Raw genomic sequence first — 12,432 nt, 5'->3', positions numbered from 1 at the left:
CAATGGTTTAAAACTCTACGTGCGCACGTAGTGAAAATACGTTAACCGAGCCACGGTCGCGGTTGTAGGCCGGGTTTGCTATAAATTGGTAATCCGGCGATAGCCAAACCATGTGCTTGTAAGCGTTAACTTTATAATAAAGCTCGGCGATCATCTCAGTACCGTAGTTAAGTGCCCCATCGCCAATGATGAAACCGTAACCGCCTGCAGCCAGGTAATAGCGGTGGTCTTTAGATATGCCGTTGCCTACAAAGGCAAGGCCCAGTTCGTCATCTGCACGGTGCCATGAGTTGCCGCGTAGGGTAGCGCCAAAGCTGATAGACCTGTCTATCTCCGTAAAAGCCCAAGTTTCGGTTTTGCCATCGTTATAGCTGGCTTTTGCAAACACGCCGAAATCTTTGGTAAGGTATTGATCTGCGCTGATACCGAAACCGTATTTGTGGTGGCCGTAAGCCTGTACAGCATCGACATTTGGCGTGCCGCCCACTGGATTATTCAAAGCATCGCGGTAGATACCCATTTTACCATTGTTGCGGAAGGCTAATAGCCGAACAGTACCTTTTTTATAATCCGCACCGCCCAGGGTATAGCGTTTTTCGTACTCGAGGGTTTGGGTATTGGCACGGCCAAGGCGCTCGTCCCAGATGGAGCCGTTAGCGGTAGTGGTGGTCATGGTGTAGCCAAAACGCAGTGCCCAGGTTGGCTGGCCCAACTCTGCTACCGCACCAAATACATAACCGCGGGTGTTGGCGGGGTAATCCCAGGCGGCATTGTCCATCAAGCTCCAGTTCATGAACTGTGAACGCGGGTCGTGACTGAATTCGTTACCATCGAAAAAATCCGCCATGCCAAATTTACCAACGGTAACCCTGAAATAGCGTTTGCTTTTCCAGCCGGCCAGTTGGTTAACATCATCGGGTAGAAATTCCTTATCATCACCCCACTCAAAGTTTTGGGTAAAGTATAGGCGGGCGATGTAAATTTTAGGTTCGGCAGCGCCTACCCTAAAGGTTTCGCCATTTGGGAAACCGGCTATACCAAGCGTTTTGCTTAGGCCCGATCCTCCCGACATTTCGGTGTTGAAGTAACCTTCCATGCCTTTCCATAACCTCGCCCCGCCAAAGAGTGTGGTGGTTAGTGATGTTTGGGTTTCTTCGCCGGTTTGCAAGCTATTATCGCCGCTGTATTTTGCGCTAAATGCAGGTTTATATTGCGTGATAACCGTTTGCTGGAAGTGCAGGTTAACGTTTTGCGTTTTGGTGGTATCCTGCGCTTTAGACACGATATTGAAAAGCAGGGGTATTGCTGCTAACAGCAGGGTTTTCTTCATGTTGACTGTGATCGTAAAAATTTGGGCTAAATTACGATACTTCGCCGTAAAACTGCTTAAGAAAATGCTCCATAAAAGCGTGGCGCTGCAAGGCCATTTCGCGGCCGGTATTGGTGTTCATTTTGTCTTTTAGCAAAAGCAATTTTTCGTAAAAATGATTGATGGTGGGAGCAGTGGTATTCTTGTACTGCTCTTTGGTCATGTTCAGTTGCGGCTTAATCTCCGGGTTGTAGATCTCGCGGCCCTTGTGCCCGCCGTAGGTAAAGGCACGGGCAATACCTATGGCGCCAATGGCATCTAAACGGTCGGCATCCTGCACAACGGCAAGTTCGGGAGAGTGAAAACCGGCCTTATCAAAGCTTGCCTTGAACGATATGTGCCTAATTATAGCCGCTACATGGTCTGTGACCGCCTGGTCCACATCAATGCTTTTAAGAAATTTTGATGCGGTGGCCGGGCCTATTTCTTCGTCGCCGTTGTGAAACTTACTATCGGCAATATCATGTAACAATGCGGCAAGTTCAACGGTGAGGAGGTCGCAGTTCTCATGCCGGGCAATGTGTTTGGCGTTGGTCCAAACGCGGTTAATATGCCACCAGTCGTGGCCGCCTTCAGCATTCTTAAGGGTTTCCTTTACGAAGGTTACGGTAAGTTCAATGATCTCCCTGTGTTCCATATCTGCATCTGTTAGGATGCAAATATAGACAACAAGTTTTCTGTGTTAAGACTATAATTAAGCAGCAACAGCTTTATTGGTGTTGATGAGATTTGTAAGATCGATATCAAGGATATCTGCGATCTGGAACAACCGCTCTACCGTAATTTTGGTGTACCCAAGCTCAATTTTGCTATAAGCGTTCTGCGAAATATTAAGCTTTGCAGCCAGGTACTCCTGTGTGTAATTTAAATCTTCCCGCCTTTTGCGTATATTCATCGCAACGGCTTTTACCTTTTGATTCAGCGTAGTATTCATAAAAATTGTGCAATTCCTGATACTAACGAGATTTTTTTTTGCACGGATTTAAAAAAAATACATTTTAGGTTAAAATATTTTCTTGGTTAAGTTTTTAATTATTAACTCACGCGCGGTTAGCGTTATCGTTAAAATTTAATTATGGCAAAGGTTGTTAATGTAGCGGATGAAAAGAAAAAGGCCGCATCAAGCGGCCTTCTTTTATTATCTAAAATATTGCTTCGGCAATGCGCTTTGTTGGCCCCGGATTGCCCATGGTATAAAAGTGCAGCACCGGCGCACCGAATTTTACCAGCTCTTTGCACTGATTTATCATCCACTCGATACCGATCTCCTTTACATCTTTTTCAGATTTTGCGTCGTGGATGGCGTCAGACAGATCTTCCGGGATATCTATATGGAATGTTTTAGCAAGCGATATCAGTTGCTTTGAAGCCGTGACCGGTTTAAGCCCCGGAATGATGGGTACATTAATACCTGCCGCGCGGCAACCGTTCACAAAATCAAAATAACGCTGGTTATCAAAAAACATCTGCGTTACAATGAAACCTGCGCCCATATCTACCTTTTGTTTCAGGTATTTAAAGTCGGTTTTAAGGTTGGGTGCCTCGAAATGTTTCTCGGGATACCCTGCCACGCCAATGCAAAAATCAGTTCGAAGCATGTTGTCATAATGCTCGTGCAGGTAAACACCATTGTTCATGTTTACTACCTGCTGCAACAGGTCTGTAGCATAGCAGTGGCCATTTGGCGTAGGCACAAATGACGAATCACCTTTGCGTGCATCGCCACGGAGCACCAATACGTTCTCAATGCCTAAGAAATGCAGGTCTATCAAACCGTTCTCGGTCTCGTCTTTGGTGAAACCACCGCAAAGCAAATGCGGCACGGTATCAACCTTGTACTTGTTCATGATTGCCGCGCAAATGGCAATAGTGCCAGGGCGCTTACGGTAAGCCAGCTTTTGCAGCAAACCGTTCTCCTGCTCTTTATAAATAAAATCTTCACGTAAGGAAGTTACATCTATAAATGGCGGCTTAAACTCCATCAGCGGGTCAATAGCATCATAAATGCCCTGTATGCTGTGGCCTTTTAAAGGCGGTATCAACTCGAATGAGAATAGTGTTTTGCCGTTAGCGTTCTGGATGTGTTCGGTTATCTTCATTTCAGTATCAAGTAGTTAGTATCAAGTATCAAGATGAATTTATTGAGTTGCTAAGCTTTTCTGCAAGCCGTAGATCATCTTTTGCACTTCAACTAACATTGTTGTTATTTCTTCAAGTTGATTATCGTTGATATAACCAAACTCCTTTGCAATTATACATTGAGTTTCAAGTTCAAAAGCTGAACCCAATGAAATATTTAAAAATTGATGTAATTCTTTATTCGATTTACGACCACAGCCTTCTGCAATATTCGATGGAATAGAAACCGCCGCCCTATTCATTTGAGATATCAAGCCGTACCTTTCGTCAGACGGGAATACTTTAGTCAGTTGAAAGATGGCTTTGTTGATCTCGATTCCTGCCTTCCAAACTTTTAATTCTTTGAAATTGTGCATTTTCTGTCTTGATACTTGGTACTAACTACCTGATACTACTCTAATAATTCAAATTAGGCCCTAACCAGCGTTCTACAGTGTCCACGCTCATGTTCTTTCTCACTGCATAATCTTCAATCTGATCTTTGCTGATCTTATTCAGACCAAAGTACCTTGATTGCGGATGCGCGAAGTAGAAACCGCTTACTGATGCTGCCGGTGTCATGGCCAGGCTTTCTGTTAAGTGCATGTGCGCGTTTTCTTCAGCTTTCAGGATCTCGAATAAGCTTATCTTTTCGGTATGGTCCGGGCAGGCGGGGTAACCCGGTGCCGGGCGGATACCCTGGTACTCTTCTTTGATCAGATCGGTATTGCTTAACTCCTCGGTTTTGGCATAACCCCAGTACTCTTTACGTACCAGTTCGTGCATTTTTTCAGCAAAGGCCTCAGCCAAACGATCGGCAAGGGCTTTGGCCATTATGCTGTTGTAATCGTCGTGGTCGCGTTCAAATTCGGCAACCAGTTCATCACAACCCAGGCCGGCAGTCACTGCAAATCCTCCCCAGTAATCGGCCACGCCGCTTTCTTTTGGGGCAATAAAATCCGACAGGGCATAATAAGGCTCGCCCTTTACTTTCTCGTTTTGCTGGCGAAGCGTATGGATCCTCGTTAACAAATGCTGGCGGCTATCATCTGTATAGATCTCGATATCATCACCCACGCTGTTAGCCGGCCAGAAACCGATAACACCATCTGCACGGAGCAACTTCTCATCTACTATTTTATTCAGCAATGCCTGCGCATCGTCGAATAGTTTTTTGGCTTCATCGCCTACAAACTTATCTTCGAATATCCTTGGATAGCTGCCACGCAACTCCCAGGTATGGAAGAACGGTGTCCAGTCGATATACGGCACCAATTCCTCAAGCGGGAAGGACTCAAATACTTTTGTACCCAAAAAGCCTGGCGCAGGTGCCACGGCGTTCACATCTATCTGAAATCTCTGCGCGCGTGCTTCCTCAATGCTTACAAAACGCTTGTCGCTTTTCTTGTTGGCATGGGCTTCGCGGGCTTTAGCATATTCATCTTTTATACCCTGGATGTAGCTATCGCGGGTGTCCTTGTTCATCAGGCTGCTGCAAACCGTTACACTGCGCGATGCATCCAGCACGTGGATAGCAGCGCCCGAATAATGCGGCGCAACCTTAACAGCTGCATGGATACGCGATGTAGTGGCTCCACCCAATATCAACGGAATGGTAAAACCTTCGCGTTCCATCTCCTTGGCAAAATGCACCATCTCATCTAATGATGGGGTGATCAAGCCGCTGAGGCCTATGATATCTACATCCTGTTTCTTAGCTTCTTCGATGATTTTTTGCGCTGGTACCATCACCCCAAGATCAATGATCTCGAAGTTGTTACAGGCCAATACCACGCCAACAATGTTTTTACCAATATCGTGCACATCGCCTTTTACGGTAGCCATCAGCACTTTGCCTGCATTTGCACGGACACCGCTGCTATCGCCGCCGGCATCGATCATGCGTTGCTTTTCGGCTTCGATAAACGGCAGCAGGTAAGCCACCGCCTTCTTCATTACACGGGCCGACTTTACCACCTGCGGTAAAAACATTTTACCGGCACCAAACAGGTCGCCAACGATGTTCATGCCATCCATCAGCGGGCCTTCAATCACTTCCAACGGGCGGGCATATTTCTGCCGGGCTTCTTCCACATCGGCATCCAGGTATTCAACAATACCTTTTACCAGCGAGTGCGACAAGCGTTCTTCAACAGAACCTTTACGCCACTCTTCATCGCGCACCACCTCTTTACCTTTGCTTTTGATAGTATCGGCAAATTCAACCAGGCGCTCAGTAGCATCGGGGCGGCGGTTAAGCAATACATCCTCAACCAGCTCTAACAGGTCTTTCGGGATCTGCTCGTACACCTCCAGCATACCGGCGTTAACAATACCCATATCCAGGCCGGCTTTTATGGCATGGTAAAGGAAGGCCGAGTGCATGGCTTCGCGCACCACGTTATTACCGCGGAACGAGAAGGAAATGTTACTCACCCCACCGCTTACCTTGGCATGTGGCAGGTTTTGTTTTATCCAGCGGGTAGCCTCAATAAAGTCTACCGCGTAATTGTTATGTTCTTCCAAACCGGTTGCAACGGTAAGGATGTTGGGGTCGAAAATAATATCCTGCGGCGGGAAACCAACCTCATCAACCAGGATACGGTAGCTGCGTTCGCAGATCTCTTTACGGCGCTCCAGTGAATCGGCCTGACCGGTCTCATCAAAGGCCATCACCACCGTGGCAGCGCCATAGCTTAATATCTTGCGGGCATATTCTTTAAACTTTTCCTCGCCTTCTTTAAGGGAGATGGAGTTTACAATTCCCTTGCCCTGTAAACATTTTAAACCAGCTTCCAGTACGCTCCATTTTGATGAATCGACCATGATGGGCAGTTTGGCAATATCCGGCTCGCTGGCAACCAGGTTCAGGAATTTCACCATTACGGCTTCAGAGTCGATCATCCCCTCGTCCATGTTAATATCGATAACCTGGGCACCGCCTTCTACCTGCTGTAAAGCAACAGAAAGGGCTTCCTCGTAATTTTCGGCAAGGATGAGTTTAGAGAATTTTGGCGAACCGGTGATGTTGGTACGCTCACCAATGTTTACAAAGTTGGTCTCCGGCGTTAGCGTAACAGCTTCTAAGCCGCTTAGGCGCAAATAAGGCTTTATCTCCGGAATAGCGCGGGGCGGATATTTCGCCGCTTTATCAGCAATACATTTGATATGATCTGGCGTGGTACCACAACAACCACCAACGATATTCACCAGGCCGGCTTTTATGAAATCGTCAACCTGGTGGGCGGTTTCGTGCGGGGTTTCATCATAGGCACCAAACTCGTTAGGCAAACCTGCGTTAGGGTAGGCTGAAATAAACACACCAGCCTTTTCAGATAACTCCTCTAAGTGCGGGCGCATTTCGCGGGCACCCAAGGCACAATTTAAACCAACCGACAATAAATTAGCATGACTAACGGAGTTCCAGAAAGCCTCAACTGTTTGGCCTGATAACGTACGGCCTGATGCATCGGTAATCGTTCCGGAGATCATGATTCCACCCGTAGGGCGGAAAGCTGCGTAATCTTTACCGGCAGCCAAACATTCCTGTTTATATCTATCTATTGCAAATAGTGCCGCTTTGGCATTCAACGTATCAAAAATGGTTTCAACCAATAATACGTCCGATCCGCCATCAACCAAACCGCGTACCTGCTCATAGTAAGCCTCGGCCAGGTCATCAAAGGTAACAGCACGGTAACCCGGGTCGTTTACATCAGGTGATAACGATGCCGTACGGTTGGTAGGGCCAACTGCACCGGCCACAAAGCGCGGTTTATCAGGCGTAAGGGCAGTATATTCATCAGCAGCTTCACGGGCAAGGCGGGCACCCTCGTAGCTTAGCTCGTAGCCCAGATCTTCCATGTGATAATCAGCCAGGGAAATGCGCTGAGTGCTGAAAGTATTGGTTTCGATGATATCGGCACCGGCCTCCAGGTACTCTTTATGTATAGCCTTGATCACATCCGGACGGGTAAGGTTCAACAGGTCATTGTTGCCCTTAAGGTCTGACGGATGATCACGGAAACGCTCCCCACGAAAATCAGCTTCCGTTAGTTCGTACCGCTGTATCATGGTGCCCATTGCCCCGTCAATTACCAGGATGCGTTTCTGTAGTTCTTTTCTAATGTCCATTTTTCGGTATCAAGTAGCGAGTATCAAGTAGCAAGTACCGCATGGATACCATATCATATCTTGCACAAGAAAAAATCCTGATACTTGATACTAATTACTTAATACTACGAAGACTTATTTCGAAAAGTCGGGGTGTTAACGGTTGACTTTCACTTATCTGTCCCGGGCAGTATTGCTGGTCCGGGTAGAATGTAGCACCTTGTTAAGTAACAGGTTGCTAAGACATCGCAGGGTCTAATCCCTCCGTCTTTCTCCATAAGCAGTGCAAAGATGAATAATAATGTTGTAAAGTGCAAATGAAACGGGGTTGCATCTCACAACTATATTTACGTTCATGCTGCGAATCCTAATGAACGTAAAAGGCAGCCCGATGGCTGCCTCTTTTATTATTTTTTGCTGAACTTAACCTGGAACAGCTTATCCCATTTTTTGCCGGTAACAAATATGCGCTTGGTGGCTTTGTCATAAGCGATGCCATTAAGCACATCAGCCTCAATATTACGCTTGCTTGCCGGGTACATATCAGCCATGTTAGCACGCTGCAGTACTGCACCTGTTTTTGGGTCTATCACCAGGATGTTTTCGGTTTTGTAAACATTGGCGTAGATCTTACCATCAATATATTCCAACTCGTTGATCTCGTTAACAGGCCCTTTATCATCATAAACATCAATATAGCCGGTTTGCTGGTAAGTGTCTTTATTCAGGAACCAGATGCGGTTGGTGCTATCATCCATGTAGATCTTATTACCATCGTAGGTCGTGCCCCAGCCTTCAACACCCACGTTGTTATTAAAGGTGTTTTTCAGATCGAACGTCTTGCGGTCAAAAACGTAGCCTATCTTTTCTTTCCAGGTAAGCATCATTATCTTATCGCCGATAACCACAATTCCTTCGCCAAACACCTTAGGGTCGATCATTTTCTGCTGAACAATTTTACCACTTGGCAGGGTCGTTTTTACCAGTTTAGACTGGCCATCGGCAGGCACACCGGCTGGAGGTTGGGCATAACCACCGCTGCTTTCATAAAAGCCGTTGTTGTCATATATCAAGCCTTCGGTGTAAAGACTGGTATCATGCGGAAAAACCTTTTCTACAGTAAACGTTAGCTCCTCCGGTGCTTTTGCGGGCAACAATACGATGTTGGTGGTAACATCCTGCGCAGCGGCGCCGGGTTGGTAAACCTTGGCGGTAATGGTGCGTGCACCTAAACTGAGGCTGTCGGTTTTTAGCGTAACGCCGGTCTGGTCTTTTTTTGAACCGATGCGGGTGCTATCAACCAGGTACACTACAGAATCTATCTTGGCATCCTTCGGGAAATTTACTTTTATTTCAACCTGCTGACCTGCCTTGTAAGTGGTGCCGGCATCAGGGCTAACGGTAAGGTCTTGCTGGGCATTATCGGTATCAGTATGGCAGCCGTAAGCAAGCAGGGAAGCCGCAAAGGCCAGGAGCACTAATTTTTTATTCATTTTGTGTTAGGTGGCAGAAGGCCAAAAGGCATCTTCAATATGTTTTATGGTATGGGTATTATTACGGTTAAAAAGCACAGATATTATGTCAAACCGCACTTCGCCGTTATGGTTCATTAAATAAATGTATTCATCTGCAGCATGGGCCAGCAGGTTTTGCTTGCGGGTATCTACAAAATCCTCGGGCAGGCCAAAGCCCGTGCCGCTACGCGCTTTAACTTCGGTAAATATAATCACCTTGTTTTTATAAGCAATTAAGTCTATCTCTGCTTTGCCGAAAACCCAGTTTTCGTCCAATATCTCGTAGCCGGCAGCTTCCAAAAAAGCTTTGGCAAGTGTTTCGCCTTGTTTACCGAGATCGTTGTGAAGGGCCATTATTTGAGTATAACAGATCCTAAGTAATCCGATATATGTTTCTCTACCTTTTTCATGTGCATGTACTGGTTAAGCAGTATTTCCTGGTCGGCGGCTTCTAAAGTAGTTTGCAGTTGTTTACGCAGGCTCTCCAGTATTTTGCCAACCTTTTGCTTTTTAAGGTGAAAGATAGCCCCAAGGATGGTCGCCTTCATGTTGGCCTGTTCATCTGGTACGAAGATCTTATGCATCTCCAGCCAATTCTCGCTCAGCATATACTTGTTGGCTAAAAGGTTAACAGTAAGGTCGACCAGGTTTTTATCCTGCGAATGAATAAAGAATTGTTCATCAGGCAATACGCCGTTCTCTACTTCCTGGCGGTAGATTTCCAGAAACTCCTTGCAAACCGGCTGCTCAAATTCAACATCGCTCAACTCGGCTACCATAAACGGGCCGATGTAGGTATTGGCAATGCCATCCCAGTCTATCATTTTGTTACCGTACAGCAATAACAGGCGGATGATCTCTTTTTCCTGTGTGTCTGATTCTTTTTCCGGTTGTGGTGCAGCTTCAGCAACCTCGGGTTGTTCGCCAAACAAGGCAGCATCTTCCGGGGATAGTTCAGGGCGATAGGTAGTGGTCTTTTCGCTTTTCTCGTGATCCTTTTTGGCCTTGGCCTGGCGCATCTTGTTCAGCTCTGATAGCAGTGCGCGCTCATCTATCTGTAGCTGCATACTGCACTCCTTGATAAATACCGATGCCTTTATAGAATCAGGTATTTTAGAGATGCTCTCAACTATCTCGCGTATGACAGTAGCTTTTTTAATCGGATCATTACCGGCATCCTTAAGCAGGATATCAGTTTTATAGAGGATGAAATCCTTTTTATTATCCTCAATATGTTTTTTGAAAACGCTGGTGCCAAACTGCTGCACAAACGAATCCGGGTCGTGTCCATCAGGAAAGAGCACCACTTTTACGTTAAGCCCTTCTTCCAGTATCATATCCAGCCCCCGGAGGGACGCCTTAATACCCGCCGCATCCCCATCGTATAAAATGGTGATATTTTTGGTGAGGCGACCGATAAGGCGAATCTGTTCAACGGTAAGTGAAGTTCCGGATGAGGCAACCACGTTTTCGATACCGGCCTGGTGCACGGATATTACGTCGGCATAGCCCTCTACCAGGTAGCAGTTATCCTCATCACGAATGGCACGCTTGGCAAAATAGAGGCCATATAGTACGTTTGACTTATGGTAGATCTCAGACTCGGGCGAATTAACGTATTTCGGTACGTTCTTGTCTTTTTTTAGTGTACGCCCCCCAAACGCAATAACCCTTCCCGTAAAACTATGGATGGGAAACATCACTCTGCCACGGTAACGATCGTACAAACTGCCGTTGTCACGTTTTACAGATAGCCCGCTATCTACTAAAAACTCTTCCTGGTAGCCTTCTTTAAGTGCCTGCCCGGTAAAAGCTTCCCACTGGTCGGGTGAGTAACCCAGCTCAAACTTTTTAATGGTCTCGGTGCTAAAGCCGCGTTCCTTAAAATAGCTTAGCCCTATGCTTTGGCCTTCATCGGTATCCAATAAACTTTCATGGAAAAATTTAGCCGCATATGCCGATACGATCATGAGGCTTTCGCGGCGGTTATCTTCCTCGCGGTTCTCTTTGCTCTCAACCGTTTCCTCAATCTCGATGCTGTACTTTTTTGCCAGCCATTTAAGGGCTTCGGGATAGGTGAATTTCTCCAGCTCCATCAAAAAGGTAACTGCACTGCCACCCTTGCCCGATGAGAAATCTTTAAAAATGCCCTTTGCCGGCGACACCGTGAACGAAGGTGTTTTCTCGTTCACAAAAGGGGAGAGGCCTATGAAATTAGCCCCGCGTTTCTTCAACTGCACAAATTCGCCTATCACCTCCACAATATCTGTGGCTTCCATTATACGGTCGATGGTTGTTTTGGTGATCATGCTGTGTTGAGGACAAAAAATTGCGGGCTACAAAAGTAGCGTTTTGGGCTTTTATAAAGATAGAAAAATATAAGTAATTGAGTTTACTCACCCGGTCTTTGCTACGCTCGACCACCCTCTCTTCGCTGCGCGAAAAGAAGGTTATTTTTTCTTACCCTCTTTGCGGAGCAGTGAGTGTCGCGCATCCCGATAGCAATCGGGACGGGATGAGTCCTCATTGTCGCATTCAGCCCCCTCTTAATCTCCCCCGATAGGGGAGACTTATTATAAGCCCTTCTCCCTCGGAGAGAGGTTGGGGGAAAGGCTATTCCTCGCCGTATTCAGCCCCCTCTAAATCTCGCCCGTTAGGGTAGACTTGTTAGAAGCCCCTCTTCCTCAGAGAGGGGTTGGGGGAGAGGCCTCTAAAAAATTCTCATCCCCATTGTAGCACTCTTAAAATTTTTAACGTAAAGGATAAGTACACTATTAATAACACTAAAATGAAAAAGTACACATTTACCCTTTTAGCGCTGGCGACAGTTTTATTTTCTTCCTGCTTTAAGAACGATAATAACAACAACACCGGCTTTTACTACGACCCTTATTTTGTTGCAGAAAAAAATGGCCTTGCTGTTTATGCTGTTCCGTTCTCTGCAAAAGTTGGCACTGATTCTATACAGGTATCAGGCAGAAGCAATGATGCCGGTCTGCGCATGAATTTTAAATATGCCGGCAAGGGCACTTATGCACTTACCGGTAACCAGGCAAAATATTACCAGCTTTTGGGCAAGGATACGGTAAGCCGTTACAATGTTGGTTTAGATACCGGCAGTAAAGTTCAGATTGTTGCGCTGGACTCTATCAACAAGGTTATCGGCGGAACATTTACCATCAAATTAAAACGCACGTTCCCGGCAACATCAAGCATATATCCGGATAGTGTTAAATTTACCAAAGGGCAGTTTGTTATTGCCTTGCCGAGATAATTTTTCAAGCGCGTAACCCTGTTTATACTTAGAAAAGCCCCGCT

At 46.3% G+C, this 12,432-nt stretch carries 10 protein-coding genes and 1 riboswitch; of the genes, 1 reads left to right on the top strand and 9 read right to left on the bottom strand.

Translation table 11 applies throughout. The annotated features are described in order from the left end of the window. Positions 1-7 precede the first annotated feature (7 nt). The 9 genes from INP83_RS01750 to dnaG form a co-directional block, all read right to left on the bottom strand. Entirely contained in the window at positions 8-1,330 is a 1,323-nt protein-coding gene (locus INP83_RS01750) for a carbohydrate porin (protein WP_219126076.1), read from the bottom strand. 31 nt (positions 1,331-1,361) lie between these two features. Next, entirely contained in the window at positions 1,362-2,006 is a 645-nt protein-coding gene (locus INP83_RS01745; RefSeq protein ID WP_219126075.1) for an HD domain-containing protein, read from the bottom strand. A gap of 57 nt (positions 2,007-2,063) precedes the next feature. Then, positions 2,064-2,303 carry a helix-turn-helix domain-containing protein gene (locus tag INP83_RS01740; RefSeq protein WP_219126074.1) on the bottom strand — a complete coding sequence of 80 codons (240 nt, stop codon included), beginning with the start codon at positions 2,301-2,303 and terminating at the stop codon, positions 2,064-2,066. Positions 2,304-2,511: 208 nt separating this feature from the next. Beyond that, positions 2,512-3,468 carry a methylenetetrahydrofolate reductase [NAD(P)H] gene (gene metF / locus INP83_RS01735; RefSeq protein WP_146273335.1) on the bottom strand — a complete coding sequence of 319 codons (957 nt, stop codon included), beginning with the start codon at positions 3,466-3,468 and terminating at the stop codon, positions 2,512-2,514. 39 nt (positions 3,469-3,507) lie between these two features. Further along, a complete protein-coding gene (locus INP83_RS01730) occupies positions 3,508-3,864 on the bottom strand; it encodes a four helix bundle protein (RefSeq protein ID WP_219126073.1) in 357 nt (118 codons plus the stop codon). Between the two features lie 40 nt (positions 3,865-3,904). Further along, a complete protein-coding gene (gene metH, locus INP83_RS01725) occupies positions 3,905-7,621 on the bottom strand; it encodes a methionine synthase (protein WP_219126072.1) in 3,717 nt (1,238 codons plus the stop codon). Between the two features lie 150 nt (positions 7,622-7,771). Next, a riboswitch (SAM riboswitch) is annotated at positions 7,772-7,883 on the bottom strand. 124 nt (positions 7,884-8,007) lie between these two features. Next, positions 8,008-9,093, bottom strand: coding sequence for a glutaminyl-peptide cyclotransferase (locus tag INP83_RS01720; protein ID WP_219126071.1), 1,086 nt, complete (start codon positions 9,091-9,093; stop codon positions 8,008-8,010). A gap of 6 nt (positions 9,094-9,099) precedes the next feature. Beyond that, positions 9,100-9,468 (bottom strand): YraN family protein, encoded by a 369-nt coding sequence (locus INP83_RS01715; protein ID WP_219126070.1) that lies wholly within the window; start codon positions 9,466-9,468, stop codon positions 9,100-9,102. After that, positions 9,468-11,423 carry a DNA primase gene (dnaG, locus tag INP83_RS01710; protein WP_219126069.1) on the bottom strand — a complete coding sequence of 652 codons (1,956 nt, stop codon included), beginning with the start codon at positions 11,421-11,423 and terminating at the stop codon, positions 9,468-9,470. The genes INP83_RS01715 and dnaG overlap by 1 nt, the downstream gene beginning before the upstream one ends. A gap of 479 nt (positions 11,424-11,902) precedes the next feature. Here dnaG and INP83_RS01705 point away from each other — a divergent pair, with 479 nt between their 5' ends. Further along, on the top strand, positions 11,903-12,388 hold the full coding sequence (locus tag INP83_RS01705; RefSeq protein WP_219126068.1) for a DUF6252 family protein: 486 nt from the start codon (positions 11,903-11,905) through the stop codon (positions 12,386-12,388). Positions 12,389-12,432: the final 44 nt, after the last annotated feature.

This window comes from Mucilaginibacter sp. 21P (assembly GCF_019331605.1).
Classification (GTDB): Bacteria; Bacteroidota; Bacteroidia; order Sphingobacteriales; family Sphingobacteriaceae; genus Mucilaginibacter; species Mucilaginibacter achroorhodeus.
This window is presented reverse-complemented; position numbering and strand designations above follow the sequence as displayed.

Bases quoted from the DNA above. Each gene is read 5' to 3' on its own strand.
- INP83_RS01715 (WP_219126070.1), bottom strand. From the start codon at position 9,468: ATGGCCCTTCACAACGATCTCGGTAAACAAGGCGAAACACTTGCCAAA.
- INP83_RS01740 (WP_219126074.1), bottom strand. From the start codon at position 2,303: ATGAATACTACGCTGAATCAAAAGGTAAAAGCCGTTGCGATGAATATA.
- metH (WP_219126072.1), bottom strand. From the start codon at position 7,621: ATGGACATTAGAAAAGAACTACAGAAACGCATCCTGGTAATTGACGGG.
- INP83_RS01730 (WP_219126073.1), bottom strand. From the start codon at position 3,864: ATGCACAATTTCAAAGAATTAAAAGTTTGGAAGGCAGGAATCGAGATC.
- metF (WP_146273335.1), bottom strand. From the start codon at position 3,468: ATGAAGATAACCGAACACATCCAGAACGCTAACGGCAAAACACTATTC.
- INP83_RS01750 (WP_219126076.1), bottom strand. From the start codon at position 1,330: ATGAAGAAAACCCTGCTGTTAGCAGCAATACCCCTGCTTTTCAATATC.
- INP83_RS01745 (WP_219126075.1), bottom strand. From the start codon at position 2,006: ATGGAACACAGGGAGATCATTGAACTTACCGTAACCTTCGTAAAGGAA.
- INP83_RS01705 (WP_219126068.1), top strand. From the start codon at position 11,903: ATGAAAAAGTACACATTTACCCTTTTAGCGCTGGCGACAGTTTTATTT.
- INP83_RS01720 (WP_219126071.1), bottom strand. From the start codon at position 9,093: ATGAATAAAAAATTAGTGCTCCTGGCCTTTGCGGCTTCCCTGCTTGCT.
- dnaG (WP_219126069.1), bottom strand. From the start codon at position 11,423: ATGATCACCAAAACAACCATCGACCGTATAATGGAAGCCACAGATATT.